Raw genomic sequence first — 21,310 nt, 5'->3', positions numbered from 1 at the left:
CATGACCCAGACACCCGCGGGGAAGCCGTCGGAGAGCCCCCCGTTCGTCGAACGTCTCAGGCAAGCCGTCGCCGGACCCGCCGGTGGGTTCGTGTTCCTCGGCAACTTCGAGGTCGAGGAGCACTGGGCGGTCGGGAAGACCGGCCTGCCCAAGATCGCGGTCGGGAAGGGGCGCGCGGTCGTCAACCGGATGGAGGAGTTCGCGCTGCTGCTCGCCGGGGAAGGCGACTGCGTCCTGCTGAAGGCGGAGCCCGACGCCGCCTACCTGGCCTATCTCGAACATCTCGGCGTACCGCTGCCGGAACGCCTGGTCGTCGCGGACCAGGACCCCGAGCGGGTGGTCACCGAGGACGCGCTCGCCGACCAGGGGGTCCTCGACCGTCTCCGCGAGCTGGCAGCCAGCGGCTACCGGATCCTGCCGCACGGCGTGTCGGTGTTGGAGGAGGAGCTCGCGGCCCGCTCGGGCATGCCGCTGGCCGCGCCTTCCGCCGAGGTCTGCGAACGGGTCAACAGCAAGGTCTACAGCCGGCTGGCCGCTGAGGCGGCGGGTCTGCGGCAGGCCCGGGGCTGGGCCTGCTCCACCGTCGAGGAGTTCCGCGCCGCCGCGGAGCAGGCGGCGCCCCTGCTGCGCGAAGGCCGGAAGGTCGTGGTCAAGGACGCCTACGGGGTGTCGGGCAAGGGGATGGCCGTCGTCGAGAGCGAGAGCAGGCTCGCCCTGATCACCCGCAAGGTCGCGTCGGCCGCGGCCAAGGCCGGAACCGACCGGGTCGCTCTCGTCGTCGAGGAGTGGGTCGCCAAGGAGACCGACCTCAACTACCAGTTCACCGTCTCCCGGGACGGGTCGGTCCACTTCGACTTCGTCAAGGAGGCGATCACCGAGCAGGGCGTCCACAAGGGCCACCGCATGCCGGCCCGGCTCACCCCGGACCAGGTCGCGGTGCTTCGGGACGCGGCCCGGCTCCTCGGCCGCCGCCTGCACGAGGACGGCTACTGGGGAGTGGTGGGTGTCGACGCCATGGTCGACCCCGACGGAGGCGTCTACCCCGTCGTGGAGATCAACGCGCGCAACAACATGTCCACCTACCAGGTCGGTCTCCAGGAGCGCTATCTCGCCGACGGACAGGTCGCACTGGCCCGCCAGTACCCGCTCGGGCTGCGCCGGCCGCTGTCCTTCGAGGCGCTGGACGACGCGCTCGGACCTCTGCTGCTGCGCGCACCCGGCGAGACCGGACTGCTGGTCAACAACTTCGCCACCGTCAACGCGGAGGCGGACGGCGGCAAGCCCCGGTTCGAGGGGCGGCTCTACGGACTGCTGATCGCCGACTCCGCGGAGAAGGCCGACGTTCTGGACGCCGAGATCACCGACCGCCTCGCGACTCTCACCACGGAGGACACCGATGACTGACAACGGCGCGTCACGGATCCAGGGCCGCTCACTGCGGGAACTGGCCGACGAGTACGGGACCCCCCTCTACGTGTACGACAGCGAGGCCTTCGCCCGGCAGTACCACGGGCTCAGGGAGGAGCTGCACCCCCGGGTCGAGATGTTCTTCTCGCTCAAGTCCAACCCGAACCTCTCGGTCTGCTCCCTGCTGGGCTCCTTCGGTGCCCGAGCCGAGGTCTCCTCCCTGGTGGAGCTGCGCACCGCCCTGAAGGCGGGAATCGGCCCCGAGGACATCATCTTCCTGGGGCCGGGCAAGAGCCGCGCCGAACTGGAGGCGTGCCTCGACGAGGGGATCTACGCGATCGTCTGCGAGTCCTTCGGCGAACTGGAAGTCCTCGACGGACTCGCCGCGGCCCGCGGCCTGGCCGCTCCGGTGGCGCTGCGCGTCAATCCGGCCTTCGCCGTCAAGGGGGCGCGGCTCACGATGGGCGGCAAGCCCCGCCAGTTCGGGATCGACGAGCAGATCCTCTACGACACCCCCGACCTCGCCGCCCGGTTCCCGTCCGTACGCCTCATGGGCGTCCACGCCTACATGGGCACCCGCATCCTGTCCGAGGGGGTGATCGAGGAGAACACCGCCAAGATCCTGGAGATGGCCGAGCGCATCGCGGAACGGCTCGACTTCCCCCTGGAACTCGTCGACATAGGCGGAGGGCTGGGCGTCGCCTACTTCAGCGGTGAGACCGACCTCGACGTCACGGTACTGACCGAGCGGATCAACCCCGTTCTCGACAAGTTCGCCGCGACCCATCCCGACACCCGGATGATCATGGAGCTGGGCCGCTACCTCACCGCTCCGGCCGGTGACTACGTGGTCCGGGTGCGCTACGTCAAGGAGTCGATGGGGGAGAACTTCGCCGTCACCGACGGCGGAACCCACCACCACATGGCCGCGGTCGGCATCGGATCGTTCGTCAAGCGCAACTTTCCGGTGCGCCTCGTGGACGCCGCCCCGGACGCCGAGACCGAGCCGTGGAACGTCACCGGGCCGTTGTGCACCCCCAACGACACCCTGGTCACCAAGGCGCCGCTGCCCGAGTTGCGTCCCGGCGACCTGCTGGCCATCGGCCGTTCCGGAGCCTACGGGCCCACCGCCTCACCCGGCCTGTTCCTCAGCCACGGCTACCCGGCGGAGGTTCTCGTCCACGAGGGCCGGGCGCTCCTCGTCCGCGAGCGCGACACCACTGACGACCTCTTCAGCAAGCAGCGTCTGCACGAGTTCCCGAGGCGCTGACACCAACCGAGAGCCCTCTTCCGGTTCCTGAAGGAGAACACCGAGATGACCAGCACCACGTCCGCGATCCAGTCCGGCTCCGGAGCCGTCCGCGACCAGATCACCGAGCGCATCATCGGCGCGCTCGCCCAGGTCCTCAAGAAGGACGCCGCCACCCTGGCCCCGACCACCCGCCTCTTCGACGACCTGGGACTCGACTCCACCACCGTACTGGAGCTGCTGATGCGGCTCGAGGAGGACCTGGAGGTCGAATTCGACACCGAAGGGCTCGAACAGCAGCACTTCGAGACGGTGCAGACCCTCTCCGAGTACGTCGTCGACCAGTTGGCGGACTGAGGGCCGTGTTCCGCCACAGCCCTTCCCCGCTGGCGGCGGAGCAGCGCTCCTCGCCGCCGTATCCGCTGAGGCCGGCCCTGGTCAGGCACCGCGTGTTCGGGGCCGGAAGCCCGTTCAACAAGGCGAACCTGCCCTACCTGTACGACAGGCCAAGTTCAACAAGGTCACCGTGCGGCCCGACTTCGACCCCGACACAGCCCGGTGCAACAGCCACGCCGACATGGCCCGCGGGCTGGTGGAGCTGCTGCCGCCGCTGGAGCAGGTGGACGCCATCCTCGTCGCCTACGGCATCCCCGAGATGGCGGCAACGGCTCCGGCGTTCGTCATGAACACCCTGCTGCCCTCGGCCACGATGGCGTTCACGGTTTCCGACCAGGGGATCGTCGCACCCCACAGCGCGCTGCGGCTCGCCGGGGAGTTCGCGAAGAGCTCCGGTTTCCGCAGGATCCTGCTGGTCGTGCTGGAGGTGGCCACGCTGCCCTGCGACACCGAACCGCCCCCCGAGACGGTTCCCTCCCGTGATTCCGCGGTCGCGGTGCTGCTGGAGGAGGCCGAAGGGGGAACGGGAACCGCGGTGCGGCAGCGGACGGGGGTGAACAGCCGGACACTTCCCGAAGCCCTCCGCGACGAACTGGAGGTGCTGCTCGACGGCCGCGATCCGGCCGCGGTCGTGTGCGGCGCCACCGTGGCCCCCGAGTCGGTGCCCGACCGGTTCCCGGTGCGTGCGGCCGCGCGGGAGTTCCCCGGTACCGGGACGTGGGCGGCCTTGGGAGCCCTCGAACGCGCCACCCGAGAAGACGATCGCCCAGTGGTCCTGGTCGATTACGAACCGTTGCTGGGTTACCTGTGCCTTGCCAGAATGGAGAGACCCGTGTCCAGTGCTTCCGCGGAGGTGATCCCGTGAGCGCATCACCGCTTTTCGGGACGTCTCCGACCCCTTCCTCCACCGGCGTCGAGATCCGCGACCGCGCCCGTGAACAGGGCGTCCTCGCGGCGCTGGAGCTGCTGAACCGCTCCACGGCGACGGAGTGCCCACGCGGGCCCGGCGGCCACGCCGTCGTTCCCGAGCCCCAGGTCCAGGTGACGGCGGCTGTCGAGGTCGCCCTCGACGGCGGTTCCCTGGTCGCCCTCAGGGCGGCCGACGTCCCGGAATCCGCGGACGAGCCGTCTTCGGAGTGGCAACTCGGACTGGTGTGGCTGCGGCTGGGAATCTCCGAACGCCTGCTGGAGAACTGCCTCGACTACCTGGGGGGCCGTACCGCCGGCGGTACTCCCCTTCTGGTGCAGCAGATGGTGCGCGGCCAGCTCGCGGAGGCACGCGGCGACCAGATCGAGGTCGAACTCATGCTCGCTCAGGGAGCGCTCCCAAGCCTGCTGGCCGACCTGCACGAGAGGATCACCCGCACAGACCGCTCGCTGTGCCGACTGCTCGGCGCGTCCAGCGTCGTGGAGACCGGTCCGGGCCAGGAGGCCTACGCCTCCGAACTGCTCGCCGACGTCTACAGCCCACGGACAGCCCCGGAACCGAAGGAGAGTGCGGCGTGAGCGGGAGCAAGACAGGCCTGGAACGCCTGCGCGAAAAGATCAGGGAGTGGAGCGAGGAGATCGGTCCGATCACTCCTCGGATGGAGCGGGACCCCGGGGCGCTTGAGGAGTTCTGCGACGCCGCCGTGTTCCGGTACCAGGCCCAACTGGCGATCCCCCCGGAGTACCGCGTCTCCGACGACACCGGTATGGCCCCCGTCCCCGGCGAGGGGATGACCGTGCAGCGCGTCGTCATGGCCGAGGAGATCTCCGCGGTCGATCCCGCGATTGTCCTCGCGGCGCCGGGGCCGTCCCTCTCCGGTGGAGCGATCGAGGCGATGGCCGACCCCGACCAGAAGAAGTGGTTCTACTCCCGCCTTCAGGAGCGGCCCACGTGGACCTTCTTCGGGCTGACCGAGCCCAAGCACGGCTCGGACGCGATGGGACTGGAGACCACGCTCACGCCCTCGGGCGACGGCCACCTGGAGTTGAGCGGCACCAAGCGCTACGTCGGCAACGCTGCCCGCGCCGACGTGGGCGTGGTGTTCGCCCGCACCCGCCCCGGCCCGCTGGGGGTGATGGCCGTGATGGTCGACACCGCCGATCCGGGCTTCAAGGCCACGCCGCTGCCGACCCTCGGCATGCGCGGCAACCAGATCTGCGCCATCGAGATGGACCGGGTGCGCATTCCCCCCGAGAACGTGCTGGGACGGCACCTGCCGGCCAGTCGGCGGGGCATCTGGGGCGCGCTCCAGAGTCTCAGCGCGTTCCGTCCGGGGATGGCCGGGATGGCGGTGGGCATCGCGCGCGCCGCCCACGACTACCTGCTGCGCCACCGTGGCGAACTGGCCGCCGGCGGCATGGAGCGGGTCCGCGAGATCGGCCGCCGCATCGAAGCGGGCCGTGCGCTGACGCTGCACGCGGCCAGGGCCGCCGACGCCCGTAGCGAGAGCGCCGGATACCTGGCGTCAGCGGCCAAGTACCGCACCTCCCGGCTCGCTGAGGACGTGACCCGCGAGGCCATCGCCCTGCTCGGACCCGGAGCCCGGCTGGACCACCCGGACCTGGACCGCTACGCACGCGATGCCCGGGCGGTCGAGTTCATGGAGGGCACGCGCAACGTCCACCGGCTCAACCTGTTCCAGGGCATCGTCCAACGCAAACTCAGCGGCTAGCAGGAGGGTGACAATTGTCAGTGTCTGAGGCCGGTACCGAGACCGCGCGGGTCACCCGCCGCGCGGTTCTCCGCCTCGGCGTCCCCGTCATCATCGCCAACCTGGTCAACGTCTTCCTGCCGTTCGTGGTGCTGGCGCTCATGGGGCGGATGAGCGACGAGGCGATCTACCTCCGTTCGCTCTTCCTGCCCATGTCCCAGATCTTCGTCGCGCTCCTCATCGCGGTGGAGATGAGCAACCAGGTCGTGGTGGCGATCGCCCGGGGCTCCGGCCGGGACCGGGAAGTGCTCTCCAACACGGTCAACATGATGCGTCTGGCCGGTGTGGGCGGAGCGGTCCTGGTGGCACTGATGATGCTGAGCGCCCCCCTGTTCGCGGAACTCCTCGGCGTGGAGCCTCATGCGTACGAGGAGTTCCTGTCCTTCGCCCGCTGGACGTCACTGGCGCTCTTCCTCCAGGTCGGTCCAGCGGTGTGCGCGTCGACCCTGCGCGGGGTCGGACGGACCCAGGCCGCGATGGTGGTCGTGGCCACCCTCGCGGCCCTTGAGGCCGGCGGGGTCCTCGTCATCGGCCTGGGCGCCGGGATGGGGCCGATGAGCCTGCCCGTCAGCATCGCCGTCGCCAGTGCCACCGCTCTCGTCGTGGGACTGGCGCTGCTGCGCCGCGAGGGGATGACTCCGGCGTCCTGGCGGCTGCCCCTCAGTGCCGAACCGGTGCGCTGGCTCGGGCGGGTGGGAGTGCCGGTCGCCGGCACGCACCTGCTGCTGTCGGGGTTCACCCTCGCCCAGATGACGATCATCGGTTCCTACGGACCCCTGGTCGTGGCCGGTTTCGCCGCGGCGAGCACCTTCCAGGGGGTACTGCTGCAACCCGCGATCGCGCTGGGCACCGCCACGGCGATCCTGCTCAACCAGCAGTTGGGTGCGGGGAGGAAGGACCAGTACGCCCGCACCCTCCGCCTGGGGGTGGAGACCTCCGCCGTGATCTACGCGCTTCTCGCCGTCGCGGTGTGGTCGGGCGGCGGCCTCATCGGAGCCTTCGCCAGTTCCACCCCCGAGATCGCGGCGGAGACCGCCCGGTTCTTCGCCATCGTCGGCCTCAGCTACCTGTTCATGGGCGTCCTGCTGACCCTGTTCACCATCATGGAGCAGATCGGCATGGGCTTCCTCGCCCTCGCACTGAACATCGTGTTCTTCGCCGCGATCATCGTCGTCGGCTGGTACGCCAGTGGCGAACTGGCCGACCCCGCCGGGCTCTACTGGACCTTCTCCGTGGGCAACGTGACCGGTTCCCTGTGCCTGACCGTCGTCGTTCCCCTCATGATGCGCCGTCTGAAGAGCCGTACCGCGACCGCCAGTTCTCAGACCCCCGTCCCCGAGGCGCCCCCCGCAGCAGCCGACTGATGCGGAAACGGAGCTCGATCACCAGTGACCACCGACACGCGTACCATCCACACCCTTTCCGTCACCGCTCCGGGCCGTCCCGGGCACGCTCCCCTCACCTGGGGCCAGCGCCAGGTCTACCGGGACATGTTCCGCGCCGCTGACGGCAGACCCTACAACGACGTGGGCGGTGCCCTCCTGCCCCCCGGGCTGGACCTTGACACGGTCTTCGACGTGCTGGTCGAGCTGGTGCGGCGGCACGAGTCACTACGCACCACCTTCGGGCCGGGCCCCTCCGGCGGCGGACCGGTGCAGCGGGTGGCTGCCTCGGGGACGTTGCACGTGGAGGTGGTCGACCTGCCCGACCTCCCCCGGGACGCGCTGTTCTCCCTGGTGATGCGGGAGGACCAGCGGCTCATGGGGACCCGCTTCAACCTCGACTCCGAGCTGCTGCTGCGCCCGGTCGTCTTCCGGCACCGCGGCACGCCCAGCGGGGTCTCCCTGGCTGTTCCCAAAATCGTGGCGGACCTGTCGGGCCTGCGCCTGCTCGTCGCCGACCTGGTCGCCCTGGCCGAAGCGGCCCGGGACGGGCGGGCGGCCCCCGCACCCCCGGTGGGACGCCAACCGTTCGACCAGGCCCTCTTCGAGCAGTCTTCCGAGGGGCGGCGCGTGGGGCGTTCGTCGCTGCGCCGTATCAGGAAGGAACTCGAGGCCTTTCCCGCGGACCTGTTCACCGCATCGGCCGAACCGATGCCCCAGCGCTACTGGCGTGGCGGCATCACCTCCCGGGCGCTGCCGCTGGCGGTCGGCGCCTTGGCGGCACGCCACCGCACCAGTACCACTGTCGTCCTGCTCGCGGCCGCGGTAGCGGTCCTGGGCCACACGGCGGGCCGCCCGGACGTCGGTCTGCAGCTCATCTCCCGCAACCGCCACGACCTCCTGCAACGCGATGTCGTCAGCACCGTGGTGCAGAACGTCCCGGCCACGTTCCGCGTGGGCGGGAGCGGTTTCTCCGAACTGGTGCGGACCACCTGGTCCGCCGCCATGCGGGCCTACCGGGGAGCGCGGTTCGATCTCGCCGACATGGCCGAGGCGGTGCGTGAGGTGGAACGCTCCCGGGGAGAAGCCATCGACCTGGACTGCTACTTCAACGACACCCGGGCCGACCAGGCGCCGCGGCCCGAGGCGGTGCGGGCGTCCGCGGAACGGATTCGGGAGGCGCAGGCCGACACCGAGTTCCAGTGGGAGGAACACGTCGAACACGACGCCCTGAGTGTCTTCGTCGAGGTCTTTGACCAGCCCACGCACCCCGAGCTGATGCGTCTGTGCCTGTACGTGGACACCGCCCGGGTCGCTCCGGGGCTGGCGCGTCGGATGCTGCTGGCCGTGGAGCGGTTGCTCGTCGAGGCGGTGGAGCGTGACCTGTCCCCCGCCGAGGTGGCCGCGCTGGCGGCCGTGGAGCCGCGGGAGGACGACCGCCACGAGGCGGAGTACAGCGGGACCGTGCCGCGGCGCGGCTCCTGGCGCACAGGCGGGACGGAGTGAGTGTCCGGTAGTCCGGTGCACGTGTGGTACGTCCACACGATGGTGGAGCCCGAGGTGGTCGAGGTGCTTTCGGGATGCCTCGACGCGGCCGAGCGGGAGCGTGCCGCGGGGTTCCGTGACGACCGCAGGCGGACGGGCCACATCGTGGCCCACGCCGCCGCGCGCCTGATCCTGTGCCGTTATCTGGGGGGCGGGCCCCGGCGGCTGAGACTGCGGAGGGAGAACGGGGGAAAGCCCTACCTCGACGGAACCTCCGGACTCCGGTTCAACATGACCCATTCCGGCGAGTGGGTGCTGCTCGCCGTGAGCGGGAGACGCGAGGTGGGGGTCGACGTGGAGAAGGTGGAGGAACGGCTCGCCCCTCTGGTGCTGCGCTACTTCACCGCCGCGGAGCGCCGGCTGCTCACCGGAACCGGTCCGCCGCGCGCGGCCGCGGCGGCCCGCCTGTGGACGCGCAAGGAGGCGTGCGTCAAGGCCGCCGGGGTCGGGATGTTCGCCGGTCTGGGATTCGAGGTCGCCGACGGTCCGGTCGCCCGAGATCCCGGCGGCGGCGGTGTGTGGCGGATACACGACCTGGCGGCACCGCCGGGGTACGCCGCCGCGCTGGCGGTGAGCGGCGCCGGCGGGGTCCGAGTGCGCTCACGGCGGTGGCGGCTTCCTCACAACGCCCGCGTCCTCACGGACCGGAGGATCCCCTGACACCCTGGTCGGTGCGGGTGCGGGGCCGTGCGGCCGCCGTGCTCCCGCCGACGGGGTGCGACCTCTCCGCGGCGGCACCGTACCGGTCGGCTCGGCGACCGGCCCCGAAGAAGACCGGTTCCGGAGTGCCGCATGTGCGGGCCGGTGACCGAAGGGAAGCACTCGGGACCGGAGGGGGAGCGAGGCCGGCGGGACGGCGGCGGCCCCGGGCGGCGCGGCCGCGCCGCCCGGGGCCGGACCGGCTTTCGCATCCCACCCGGCGGGGACCGCGTGCGGTTCCCGTAGCGGACACCCGGCGTTTCGCGTCCGCCCACGAATCCTTCCGGAGCCTCCCCCGGACCGGCCCCGGAGCTACGCGCGCAGGGGAAGACCGGTCCCGGTGGGAAGGACGTCGATCAGCCCTTCTTTGATCGCGTTGGCCACCGCTGAGGCGCGATTTGTGGAGCCGAGTTTCGACATCACACTGCTCACCAGGCGCTTGGCGCCATTCTCGGAGATCTTCAGCCTGGCCGCGATCTGTCGGTTGGTCAGTCCTTCCGCGAGGAGGCCCAGGGTCTGCATTTCGCGCTCGGTCAGCCGGGATGAGGTTTTCCGCCCCGCCGACCAGGCTTTGTTGGCCTGGGTGATCAGAATATGGGCGAGGCGGGACGGCATGGAGGCCTCTTTGGAGAGAGCCTGCCGCAGAGCTGTTTCGAGACGCTGCACGGTCAGCTCCTCCTGGAGCAGGAAACCGTCGGCCACCGGGAATTCTCGCTGTTCGGCGGCTTCCGTCCCGTTGAGCAGGTGGAGCAGGTAGGGGCGGTTGTCAGGGTCCTGGAGGATGAAGGGGCCGGGGGGTCGTGCCCTGTCGCACGCGATGACCAGGTCGTATGAGCGGTCAGCGATGATCTCGAAGAACTTCCTCCGGCCGTGGTGTTCTTCCACGCGGTTGACGACCGGAAGCTGCTCGAGCATTTTGTGAATCCCGTAGCGTAGTGCTTCACTTTTGATGAACAGTGAAACCTTCATCGGGGGTGGTGTTCTCCAGGGGGAAGAGAGTGGGCACCTCGCTGTGGGACTCCCTTTGGGAGCGCTCCCGAGAAAACGGGGCGGCGGGTGAACGGGCGTGCTGCTGAGGTCGACTCACAAGTTTTTGTCATAATTTGATGGATTTGTCTAGCTCTTGAAGATGATCAGTTGTCAGCAGTGTTCCACGGCTGTTTCCGGAGTAGAGGTCGGATGAAACCAATGATGGTCCCGGGTGAATTCGCGGACGCGACAGCGGAGCCCCGACAGGAGAGCGGCTTCCGCGCCGCTGACTCCCGATGACCCCGCCGTGCCCGCGACCCGCTGTGCGCCCGGAGCACAGCGCTGCCCCGGTCCAGACCCCCTGACGGGTCCACGGCGCGACCGCGTGCGGACACCCGCGGCGCGGGCGCGCACCGCCGGGTGTCGCGCAGCCGAGAGCCTCCGCCCGATCCCGCCGCACCGTGTCCCCGCGAGCGCGACGAGCTTCGGCGGCGGACCCCCGCGGCAGCGGTCCGACAAATTGGCCTGGTCTCCCGGATGTCACCGACGTCTGATGAACTAGATCGAGTGAACACCCCCCCGTACCGCCTCGTACGCCGGGCCCAGCGCGCCGCACCCGCCCCGGACCTCGACGACGGCCAGCGCCGGGTGGTCGCCCACCGGGGCGGTCCGCTGCTCGTGCTCGCCGGTCCGGGGACCGGGAAGACCACCACGATCGTCGAGGCGGTCGTCGACCGCATCGACAACCGGGGCGTGGACCCCTCGCACGTGCTCGTCCTCACCTTCAGCCGCAAGGCGGCCCAGGAGCTGCGGGAGCGCATCACCGCCCGGCTGCGGCGCACCATCCGCGAACCGCTCGCCCTGACCTTCCACAGCTACGCCTACGCCCTGATCCGCCGCGAGTTCCAGCTCGCGGGCGACCGTCCGCCCCGCCTGCTGTCCGGTCCCGAGCAGTTGATGGAGGTCCGGGAGCTCCTGCGGGGCGAGATCGAGGACGGCGCCGCCGGGTGGCCCGAACAGCTCCGCCCCATGCTGCACACCCGCGGGTTCGCCGAGGAGCTGCGCGACTTCGTGATGCGCGCCCAGGAGCGCGGGCTGGGCGCCGACCACCTCCGCGAACTCGGCCGCCGCCACCAGCGGCCGGACTGGGTGGCGGCCGGGGGCTTCCTGGAGCGCTACACCGGCCGGTTCGACGTCGCTCCGGTACCCACCTTCAACTACGCCGAACTGGTGCGCATCGCCGCCAACCTGCTCACCGACCCCGAGGTGCAGGCGCGGGAGCGCGCCGCGCGCCAGATCGTGTTCGTCGACGAGTACCAGGACACCGACCCCGCCCAGGAGGAGCTGCTGCGCGCCCTGGCCGGGGACGGGCGGGACCTGGTCGCGGTGGGCGACCCCGACCAGTCCATCTACGGCTTCCGCGGCGCCGACGTACGCAACATCCTGGACTTCCCCGACCGGTTCCGCACCACCGCCGGCGACCCCGCTCCCGTGGTGGCGCTGCGCACCTGCCGCCGCAGCGGGAGCGAACTGCTGCGGGTCTCGCGCAACCTCGCCCAGCGGCTGCCCGCCGCGCCCAGCCCTGGAGGCGAGGGGGTCAACGCCCACCGCCGCCTCGCCGCCGCCGACGGCACCGAACCGGGCCGGGCCAGGGTGCTGCTCGCCGAGAGCCCCGCCCAGGAGGCCGCCGCCATCGCCGACCTGCTGCGCCGCGCCCACCTCATCGACGGCGTGCCGTGGTCGCGCATGGCGGTGCTGGTGCGCTCGGCCACCCGGCAGATCCCGGTGCTGCGCCGCGCCCTGGTCGCCGCGGACGTCCCGGTCGTCGTCAGCGGCGACGAACTGCCGCTGGCCGCCGAACCGCTGGTGCGGTCCATGCTGCTGCTCCTGCGCTGCGCGCTGCACCCCGACAGCCTCGACGAGCAGGCCGCCCGCGACCTGCTGACCAGTGCGTTCGGGGAGGCCGACGGCGTCCGGCTGCGCAGGCTCGGCCGGGCGCTGCGGCGACTGGAACTGGACGCCGGGGGCAACCGCCCCGCCGCGGCCCTGCTCGTCGAGATCCTGCGCGACCCCCGCGACCTGGTGCTGGTCGACCCGGAGGTGCGGGCGCCCGCCGACCGCGTCGCGGCCCTGCTGCGCCTGGTCCGCGAGAGCGCGGCCGAGGGCGCCTCCGCCGAGGAGGTCCTGTGGCGGGTGTGGCACCAGTCCGGGCTGGCCGACCGGCTGCTGCGGGCCAGCCAGGCGGGCGGACGGCGCGGCGCGGCCGCCGACCGCGAACTGGACTCGGTGGTGGCGCTGTTCGAGAACGCCGCGCGCTACTGCGACCGGCTGCCGCCCGGCACCCCGGAGGGCTTCCTGGAGGACCTGGAGGCCCAGGAGATCCCCGGCGACACGCTCGCCGAGCACGCCCCCTACGGCGAGGCGGTGCGCATCCTCACCGCGCACCGCTCCAAGGGGCTGGAGTGGGACCTGGTCGTGGTGGCCGGGGTGCAGGAGGGCGACTGGCCGGACCTGCGGCTGCGCGGCTCCCTGCTGGGCGTCGAGCAACTGCTCGACACGGTCTCCGGGTTCGCCGAGACCTCCCCGGCCGCGGTGGTGTCCAAGCTGCTGGACGAGGAGCGCCGACTGTTCTACGTCGCGCTCACCCGGGCCCGCAGGGAACTGGTGGTGACGGCGGTCGGCGGCGAGGACATCGAGGAGCGGCCCTCCCGCTTCCTCGCCGAGCTGGGGCTCGGCGAACCCGAGCGGCTCACGGCGGGGCGGCGCTGGCTGTCGCTGCCCGCGCTGGTCGCCGACCTGCGCTCGGCCCTGCTCGACCCGCACAGCGAGGCGCCGGTGCGCCGCGCGGCAGCCGCCCACCTGGCCCGGCTGGCCGACGAGGGGGTCCGGGGCGCCGACCCCGCGGAGTGGTACGCCCTCACCGAACTGTCCGACGACTCCCCGCTGGTGCTCGACGGCGAGCAGATCCGCGTCTCCCCGTCCCAGGTGGAGACGTTCGGCTCCTGCGAGCTGCGCTGGATGCTGGAGACGGCGGCGGGCGCGCAGCGGCCGCACACCTCCTCCGGGCTGGGCAGCATCGTGCACGCCCTGACCGTGCTGGCCGCCGAGGGGGCCGACCTCCCGGAGATCCAGCGGCGCATGGACCAGGTCTGGTCCGACCTGGACTTCGGCGGCCCCTGGTACGCGGAGAAGCAGCGCCAGAAGGCCGAGGAGATGCTCCAGCGGTTCCTGGACTGGCAGAAGGAGAACCCCCGGGAGCTGGTCGCCACCGAGGAGGGGTTCCGGGTCGAGATCGACGGCATCGAGATCGTGGGCCGGGTGGACCGCCTGGAGCGCGACGGCGAGGGGCGCGGGGTCGTGGTCGACATCAAGACCGGCACGCCGGTGCCGGACCGGGAGATCGGCCGCCACCCCCAGCTCGGCGTCTACCAGTTGGCGGTGCTGATGTCGGCGTTCGAGCACTACGGCCTGGCCGAGCCGGGCGGCGCGGCCCTGTTGCAGATCGGCGACAAGCGCCGGACGGCCAAGGAGCAGGCGCAGCCCGCGCTCACCGACGACCCGGACCCGGGCTGGTCGGAGCGGCTGGTCCGCGAGGTCGCCGCCGGTATGGCGGGGGCGCGGTTCCGGGCGAGGGCCGGGGCGTCGTGCCGCCACTGCTCGGTCCGCTCCAGTTGCCCGGTCCAGAGCGAGGGGGACCGCGTGGAGTGACGCGCCCGGACCGCCCCGGACACGGGACCGGCGACCGGCGCCGGCCAGGGGAAGGTCTGCGAGAATGCCCGGGTCAGCACAGCGACAGGGCAGGACCCCCATGACCGACGTCTACGGACCCGCGCAGCTCGCGCGGCTGCTCGGGTTGCCCGAACCCACCCCGGAGCAGGCCGCCGTCATCGCCGCGCCACTGCGCCCCGGACTGGTGGTGGCCGGGGCCGGCTCCGGCAAGAGCGAGACCATGGCCGCCCGGGTGGTGTGGCTGGTCGCCAACGGGTACGTGCGCCCCGAGAACGTGCTCGGCCTCACCTTCACCCGCAAGGCCGCCGCCGAGCTCGCCGAGCGTGTCCGCAAGCGGCTCGACCAGTTGCGCGGCGCAGGCGCGGTGCCCGACGAGGTGCTCGACGGCGAGCCCACCGTCGCCACCTACCACTCCTACGCCATCCGCCTGGTCGGCGACCACGCGCTGCGCGAGGCGGTCGAGCCGAACACCCGCCTCGTCTCCCCGGCCGTGGCCTGGCAGTTCGCCCACCGCGTGGTCAGCACCTACGCCGGGCCGATGGACGCGGTCACCTCCGCGCCCTCCACCGTGGTGCGCGACGTCCTCGCCCTCGCCGGAGAGCTCGCCGAACACCTGCGCACCCCCGACGACGTGCGCGAGTTCGGCGCCTGGCTGCGCTCGCGCGCCGCGGGCCTGAAGAAGATCCCCGCGCCCGTCCGCGACCTGCTCGCCGTCCAGCGCCACCGCGAGCAGCTCCTGCCGCTGCTGGAGGCGTTCGCGCAGCTCAAGGCGGACCGCGAGGCGATGGACTACAACGACCAGATCGCGCTGGCCGCCCGCATCGCCCAACGCCACCCCGACGTCGGCCTGATCGAGCGCGGCCGCTACCGGGTGGTGCTGCTCGACGAGTACCAGGACACCAGCCACGCGCAACTGGTGCTGTTGCAGTCGCTGTTCGGCGACGGCCACCCGGTCACCGCGGTGGGCGACCCCTGCCAGTCCATCTACGGCTGGCGCGGCGCCAGCGCGGGCAACCTGGTGAGCTTCCCCACGCACTTCCCGGAGCGGCCCGGAAAGCCCGCCGAGGTCCGCCAGCTCTCCACCAGCTTCCGCAACGGGGAGCGGGTGCTGGAGGTCGCCAAGCGCGTCGCCGAACCGCTGCGCGCCGAGGCCGCCGACGTCCCCGTGCTGTACCCGGGCCCGGCGCGGGTCGGCCGCGGACAGGTCGTCTGCGCGCTGCTGCGCACCGAGACCGAGGAGGCCGCCTGGATCGCCGAGCAGATCGACCTGGCGCTGCGGGAGTCGGCGGAGCGGCACACCGCCCCCGACGGCCTGCCCTGGCCGGAGCAGGAGAGCCGCGGCCCGCTCGGCTACGGCGACATCGCCGTGCTGTGCCGCAAGCGCGCCCAGTTCCCGGTGATCCGCCACGCCCTGGAGGAGCGCGGCATCCCCGTCGAGGTGGTCGGCCTGGGCGGGCTCATCGAAGTGCCCGAGGTGCGCGACATCGTCGCCACCCTGCGGGTGCTGCACGACCCCGCCGCCGGGCACGAGCTGGCCCGGCTGCTCACCGGACCCCGCTGGCGGCTGGGCCCGCGCGACCTGGTGGCGCTCAACCGGCGGGCCGTGGAACTCGCCAAGGAGGCCCGCCGCGACCTGCGCGGCCAGGCCGCCGAGGAGACCGCGGAGGAGGCCGACCCGCTGCGCCAGACCGTGCTGGACCTGACCGCCGAGACCGGCAGCCTCGTCGACGCGCTCGACGACCTCGGGCCCGCCGAACGCTACTCGCCGACCGGCTACCGGCGGCTGTGCGCCCTCGCGGAGGAGCTGCGGGCGCTGCGCGCCCAGGTCGCCCAGCCGCTGCCCGACCTGATCACCGAGGTGGAGCGGGTGCTCGGGCTCGACATCGAGGTGGGGGCCCGCCCCGGCCGGGACCAGGCCGCGGCCCGCGCCGACCTGGACGCGTTCGTGGACGCTGCGGTGCGCTTCTCCGGCTCCACCGACACGCCCACCCTGCACGCCTTCCTCGCCTACCTGGACTCCGCCGAGGACACCGAGCACGGCCTGGCCCCCGGCGAGCGGGTCGGCTCCAGCGACACCGTCAAGCTCATGACGGTGCACGCCGCCAAGGGGTTGCAGTGGCCGATGGTGGTCGTGCCGGGGCTCAGCCAGGGGCAGTTCCCGGGGGTCCCCAAGAGCGTGAAGAGCTGGACCGGGAAGGCCGCGGAGCTGCCGTTCCCGCTGCGCGGCGACCGGGCGGGCCTGCCCGACCTGCCGGACGTGACGGCCGAGGACCTCAAGCGCTTCACCGCGGCCGAGCGGGAGCGCGAGCTGATGGAGCAGCGCCGCCTCGCCTACGTGGCGGTGACCCGCGCCGCGTTCGCGCTGGTGTGCACCGGGCACTGGTGGGGCCGGGAGGCCAGGCAGCGGCGCGGCCCCTCGGTGTTCCTGGAAGAGGTCCGCGAGGTGTGCGAGGCCGGGGCGGGGCGGGTCGCGCGGTGGGCCGATCCGCCCGACGACGGCGAGGCCAACCCCGAACTGGTCGAGGACGAGCCCGTGGTCTGGCCCTCGGACGGGGGCGACCGCCGGGCCGCCGCGGAGCGGGCCGCCGAACTGGTCGCGCGGTACCGCGGCGGCGCCTGGGAGCGGGAGGTGAACCTGCTGGACCGCGCCGTGCTGCGGCCCGCGGCCCGCCGCCGGACCCGCGACTGGGCGCGCGACGTGGAGCTGCTGCTGCGCCACCGCGCCGCCGAGCGGTCCGGGGGGCAGGCCGCCGAGGTGGAGCTGCCCGCCCACCTGACCGTGTCCGCGCTGGTGTCGCTGGCCCGCGACCCCGCGGCGCTGGCCCGCCAGATCCGCCGTCCGCTGCCGCGTCCGCCCGCCCCGCACAGCCGTCGGGGGACGGCCTTCCACGCCTGGCTGGAGCGGCGCTTCGGCCAGCAGAGCCTGGTCGACCCCGACGAACTGCCGGGGGCCGCCGACGACACCGCCGTCGGCGACGCCGACCTGGAGGAGCTGCAACGCCGGTTCGAGCAGAGCGCGTGGGCCGACCGCATCCCGCTGGACGTGGAGGTCTCCTTCGAGACCATCATCGGGGACCGGCTGGTGCGGGGCCGGATGGACGCGGTCTTCCACGACCCCGATGACGACGTCTACGACGTGGTGGACTGGAAGACCGGGCAGCCGCCGGCCACGCCCCGGGAGTACCGCGCGGTGGCCGTGCAGTTGGCCGCCTACCGGGTGGCCTGGTCCCGGATCGTCGGGGTGCCCCTGGATCGGGTCCGCGCCGCCTTCCACTACGTCCGCCACGACCGGACGGTCCGCCCCGCCGACCTGCTGGACGCCGACGGCCTGGCCGCGCTCGTCGACGCGGTGCCCGAACCCGGCGCGCAGCCCTCCGGGGAGGACGCCCCGCAGGACTGACACCGGGGCGGGCGCCCTCCCGCCCTTGGCCCGCCGGCGTCCGCCGCGGAAATCGAAAAATGCGCCGCCGGACGGCGGGACGGTTCTTCGGGCAAGCCTCGCCTTGGTGAGGCTAGGCTTGCCTGAAACGGGCGCGGCGGGAACGCGCGACGGCCGGACGAAATGTGTACCGGCGACTTCTCCGGGTAATGCCGAAAACACAGGAGAAAAACCGGGGCGGTGGCGCAGGGGGGCTCACTTCCCGAGGGCGTCGCGTCCAAGGGGGCGCCCGGCGCCGACCGGCGTTCCCTCTGCCTGCTGTTCCTTGGGGGCCGGGGCAGCGGGGCGGGAGGAGGCGGCGGGGCGCCCGCCGCGCGCAAAAGAGCTTCGCCCAGCCTTCCCTAACTTTGGTTCGCCTATCCTGAAAACAGTGAACAAAGGCTTCCCTTAAAAAGGGGAGTTGTATTCCGGGGTTTTGTCTTTTTCTTTTCCGTGTTATTTTTGATTGTGTCCCGGTTGATTTCTCGGTTCCGGCTCCGCGGGTCGACCGGGGGTGTTTCGGTGGCGCTTCCTCCGCGCTCGGGGGAGAAAGGAAGCACGACGCAGGCATGAAGGGGACCGCGCAGCTCCAGGAACGTCCGGACACCGCCGTGCGGACCGGCGACGAACGTGCGGCCCGCACCGGCGGGCTCGCGCAGCGGCTCAACGCGCTGCGCGCCGGAGTCCTCGGCGCCAACGACGGCATCGTGTCCACCGCGGCCGTCGTCGTCGGCGTCGCCGGAGCCACCACCGCCCCGGGGCCGATCCTCATGGCCGGACTCGCCGCGGCGATCGGCGGCGCCGTGTCCATGGCGCTCGGCGAGTACGTCTCCGTCAGCAGCCAGCGGGACAGCGAACGCCACCTCATCGAGCAGGAGCGCCGTGCGCTCGCCGCCGACCCCGAGGGCGAGCTGCGGGCCCTGGCCCGCAGCTACGAGGAGCGCGGCATCTCGGCGGCCACCGCCCGGCGCGCCGCCGAGGAGCTCTTCGCCCGCGACGCCCTGGAAGCCCAGATGCGCGAACGCCACAACATCGACCCCGACGAGGTCACCAGTCCCTGGCACGCCGCGGTCGCGTCGTTCCTGGCGTTCGCGGTCGGCGCGCTGCTGCCGCTGCTCGCGATCCTGCTGCCGGCACCCGACCTGCGCGTCCCGGTGGCGTTCGGCGCGACCCTGCTGGGCCTGGCCGCCACCGGCGCCGTGGCCGCGGGCATCGGCGGCGGCTCGCAGGTGCGCGCCGCGGTGCGGGTGACCGTGGGCGGCGCGCTGGCCCTGGCCGCCACCTACCTCATCGGATCCCTGGTCGGCGCCTCCGGCATCGTCTGACCCGTCCCGCGACCGCCCCGCACCCCGCATGCCGGGGCGCGGGGCGCAGGCACGTCCCGGCCGGTCGTAGGCTCGTACCCGCGAGGACACCGCCCCCGGAGGGAGACACAGACGGATGGACGTGCGTGCCCACATCCAGGCGCACCGGGACGAGTTCGTCGCCACGCTCAGCCAGTGGCTCGCGATCCCGTCGATCTCCGCCGACCCCGCCCGCCACGGCGACGTGCGCCGCTCCGCCGAGTGGCTGGCCGAGCACCTCAGGAAGACCGGCTTCCCCACGGTCGAGATCTGGGAGACCCCCGGGCTGCCCGCGGTCTTCGCCGAGTGGCCCGCCGCCGACCCCGACGCGCCCGCCGTCGTCGTCTACGGACACCACGACGTGCAGCCGGTCGACCCCCTCGACGCGTGGGACACCGACCCGTTCACGCCCACGGTCCGCGGCGACCAGTTGATCGGCCGCGGCGCCTCCGACGACAAGGGGCAGATCCTCTTCCACACCCTGGGCCTGCGCGCCAACCTGGCCGTCTCCGGCGCCGACGCCCCGCCGGTCACGATCAAGCTCCTGGTGGAGGGCGAGGAGGAGTCCGGCTCGCCGCACTTCGCGGACCTGCTCACCCGCCACCGCGACCGGCTGGCCTGCGACGTCGTGGTGATCTCCGACACCACCATGTGGGGCGCGGACACCCCGTCGATGTGCGTGGGCATGCGCGGGCTCACCGACTGCCAGATCGACGTCTACGGACCCCGCACCGACCTGCACAGCGGCTCCTTCGGCGGGGCCGCCCCCAACCCGGCGCGCGCCCTGGCCGCGCTGCTGGCGGGACTGCACGACGCCGACGGCCGGGTCGCGATCCCCGGCTTCTACGACGAGGTCGTCGAGGCCTCCCCGGCCGAACGCGCCAGCATCGCCGCGCTCCCCTTCGACGAGGCCGCCTGGCTGGCGAACGCCGCCAGCGACGCGGCGGTCGGCGAGGCCGGGTACAGCATCCTGGAGCGGGTCTGGCTGCGGCCCACCGCCGAGATCAACGGCATGTGGAGCGGCTACACCGGGGAGGGCGGCAAGACGATCGTGCCGCGCTCGGCCCACGCCAAGCTCAGCTTTCGCCTCGTCCCCGACCAGGAGCCGGCGCTCATCCAGGAGCGGGTCCGCCGCTACGTGCACGACCACCTGCCCCCGGGCGTGCGCGCCGAGGTCCGCTTCCACGGCCCCGGGGTGCGCCCGTGCGCCTCCGACCTGGACTCGGCCGCGGTGCGCGCCGCCCGCGAGGCCATGGGCCGGGCGTTCGGCACCGAGGTCCACTACACCCGGGAGGGCGGCAGCGGCCCCGAGGCCGACCTCGCCGACATCCTGGGCGCCCCCCTGGTGTTCGTCGCGGTGGGCCTCAACTCCGACCGCATCCACGCACCCAACGAGAAGGTGGAGATCCCGCTGCTGCTCAAGGGCGCCGAGACCGTCGCCTACCTGTGGGACTCCTACGCCACCGCACTGCGCGGCTGATCCGGAAGAGACATGGACGAACACCTCATCCCCGCGCTGGCGCGGGCGACGCTGGACAGCGCGGGCAGCCGCCGCAGGGACGAGCGGTGGCTGGCCGACGCCTGGGCCGACGACCGCACCCGGGTCCTCGTGTTGCAGCAGCACGCCCGCTTCCCCGTCACCACCGCCGCACCCCGGCCCGAACTGGTGCTGTGCAGCCCCGGGCAGGCCCCCGAGGGGGAGCGCTACCTGCTGGGCGAGGACACCGACGGCACCGCCTACTTCGCGGTGCGCGCCAAGCCGGGAGCAGAGCCGCAGCCCGCGCCCGGAACCCGGCTGGTCTCGCTGCGCCACGTCGGCGCGCTGCTGGGCGGACGCGACGCGGGACTGGCCACGCACGCCGTGGCGCTGGCCCACTGGCACGCGGAACACCGGTTCTGCGGCAGGTGCGGATCGCCCACCCGGATCGAGGCCGCCGGGCACGTGCGGGTCTGCGACAACGACGGCGCAGAGCACTTCCCCCGCATCGACCCGGCCGTGATCATGCTGGTCCACCGGGAACGCGACGGCGTCGAGGAGTGCCTGCTCGCCCGCAACCCGGCCTGGCCCGTCGGCCGCTACTCGGTGCTCGCGGGCTTCGTGGAGCCCGGCGAGTCCTTGGAGCGGGCCGTGGCCCGGGAGGTCGCCGAGGAGGTCGGGGTCGCGGTCACCGACCCGGTCTACGTGGGATCGCAGCCGTGGCCGTTCCCGCGCAGCCTGATGGTCGGCTACTTCGCGCGGGCCGTGGGCAGCGCGCCCCGCACCGACCACGAGGAGATCTCCGACATCCGCTGGTTCACCAGGGACGGGCTGCGCGCCGCGATCGACCGCGGCGAGGTCCTGCTGCCCGGCCCGGTCTCGATCGCCCACAAGCTCATCGAGCGCTGGTACGGCGGGCAGCTTCCCGAGGGCGAGTGGGCGGACCGCCCGGGCGGCTCCTGACCGGGCTGCGGCGCTCCGCGGCCGGGGCCCGCC

At 72.6% G+C, this 21,310-nt stretch carries 15 protein-coding genes; 14 read left to right on the top strand and 1 reads right to left on the bottom strand.

Features of this window, described 5'->3' with window-relative positions; translation table 11 throughout:
* The first annotated feature begins 1 nt into the window (after position 1).
* From AC529_RS02720 to AC529_RS02680, 9 genes are all read left to right on the top strand, one after another.
* Positions 2 to 1,405, top strand: a complete 1,404-nt coding sequence (locus AC529_RS02720) for a preATP grasp domain-containing protein (protein WP_068753325.1) — start codon at positions 2 to 4, stop codon at positions 1,403 to 1,405.
* Complete coding sequence (locus tag AC529_RS02715; RefSeq protein WP_068753324.1) at positions 1,398 to 2,678, top strand: type III PLP-dependent enzyme; 1,281 nt, start codon at positions 1,398 to 1,400, stop codon at positions 2,676 to 2,678. The genes AC529_RS02720 and AC529_RS02715 overlap by 8 nt, the downstream gene beginning before the upstream one ends.
* Before the next feature lie 45 nt (positions 2,679 to 2,723).
* The gene (locus AC529_RS02710; RefSeq protein ID WP_068753323.1) at positions 2,724 to 3,014 is read left to right on the top strand and encodes an acyl carrier protein; all 291 of its coding nucleotides are present in this window, start codon (positions 2,724 to 2,726) and stop codon (positions 3,012 to 3,014) included.
* Positions 3,015 to 3,183: 169 nt separating this feature from the next.
* Entirely contained in the window at positions 3,184 to 3,918 is a 735-nt protein-coding gene (locus tag AC529_RS02705) for a hypothetical protein (protein ID WP_068753322.1), read from the top strand.
* Positions 3,915 to 4,559: an acyl-CoA dehydrogenase family protein gene (locus tag AC529_RS02700; protein WP_068753321.1), complete on the top strand. Its 645-nt coding sequence runs from the start codon at positions 3,915 to 3,917 to the stop codon at positions 4,557 to 4,559. The genes AC529_RS02705 and AC529_RS02700 overlap by 4 nt, the downstream gene beginning before the upstream one ends.
* Entirely contained in the window at positions 4,556 to 5,713 is a 1,158-nt protein-coding gene (locus tag AC529_RS02695; RefSeq protein ID WP_068753320.1) for an acyl-CoA dehydrogenase family protein, read from the top strand. Before AC529_RS02700 ends, AC529_RS02695 begins: the two co-directional genes overlap by 4 nt.
* A 20-nt stretch (positions 5,714 to 5,733) precedes the next feature.
* A complete protein-coding gene (locus AC529_RS02690; RefSeq protein ID WP_068753319.1) occupies positions 5,734 to 7,116 on the top strand; it encodes an MATE family efflux transporter in 1,383 nt (460 codons plus the stop codon).
* A gap of 24 nt (positions 7,117 to 7,140) precedes the next feature.
* Complete coding sequence (locus AC529_RS02685) at positions 7,141 to 8,640, top strand: condensation domain-containing protein (RefSeq protein ID WP_068753318.1); 1,500 nt, start codon at positions 7,141 to 7,143, stop codon at positions 8,638 to 8,640.
* Positions 8,641 to 9,339 carry a 4'-phosphopantetheinyl transferase family protein gene (locus AC529_RS02680; protein WP_157080028.1) on the top strand — a complete coding sequence of 233 codons (699 nt, stop codon included), beginning with the start codon at positions 8,641 to 8,643 and terminating at the stop codon, positions 9,337 to 9,339.
* A gap of 351 nt (positions 9,340 to 9,690) precedes the next feature.
* Here AC529_RS02680 and AC529_RS02675 read toward each other — a convergent pair whose 3' ends face one another.
* Complete coding sequence (locus AC529_RS02675) at positions 9,691 to 10,347, bottom strand: helix-turn-helix transcriptional regulator (RefSeq protein ID WP_068753316.1); 657 nt, start codon at positions 10,345 to 10,347, stop codon at positions 9,691 to 9,693.
* A gap of 567 nt (positions 10,348 to 10,914) precedes the next feature.
* Between AC529_RS02675 and AC529_RS02670 the strand changes: the two genes are divergently transcribed.
* From AC529_RS02670 to nudC, 5 genes are all read left to right on the top strand, one after another.
* The gene (locus tag AC529_RS02670; RefSeq protein WP_068753315.1) at positions 10,915 to 14,055 is read left to right on the top strand and encodes an ATP-dependent helicase; all 3,141 of its coding nucleotides are present in this window, start codon (positions 10,915 to 10,917) and stop codon (positions 14,053 to 14,055) included.
* Positions 14,056 to 14,155: 100 nt separating this feature from the next.
* Positions 14,156 to 17,476: a UvrD-helicase domain-containing protein gene (locus AC529_RS02665; RefSeq protein WP_068753314.1), complete on the top strand. Its 3,321-nt coding sequence runs from the start codon at positions 14,156 to 14,158 to the stop codon at positions 17,474 to 17,476.
* Positions 17,477 to 18,063: 587 nt separating this feature from the next.
* Positions 18,064 to 18,819, top strand: coding sequence for a VIT1/CCC1 transporter family protein (locus AC529_RS02660; protein ID WP_068753313.1), 756 nt, complete (start codon positions 18,064 to 18,066; stop codon positions 18,817 to 18,819).
* Positions 18,820 to 18,934: 115 nt separating this feature from the next.
* Positions 18,935 to 20,317, top strand: coding sequence for a dipeptidase (locus AC529_RS02655; protein WP_068753312.1), 1,383 nt, complete (start codon positions 18,935 to 18,937; stop codon positions 20,315 to 20,317).
* 12 nt (positions 20,318 to 20,329) lie between these two features.
* Positions 20,330 to 21,277, top strand: coding sequence for an NAD(+) diphosphatase (gene nudC, locus AC529_RS02650; RefSeq protein WP_068753311.1), 948 nt, complete (start codon positions 20,330 to 20,332; stop codon positions 21,275 to 21,277).
* Positions 21,278 to 21,310: the final 33 nt, after the last annotated feature.

It is taken from the genome of Thermobifida cellulosilytica TB100, assembly GCF_001517975.1.
Classification (GTDB): domain Bacteria; phylum Actinomycetota; class Actinomycetes; order Streptosporangiales; family Streptosporangiaceae; genus Thermobifida; species Thermobifida cellulosilytica.
Note: the sequence above shows the minus strand (reverse complement) of the source record. Positions and strands in the feature narration are given on the sequence as shown.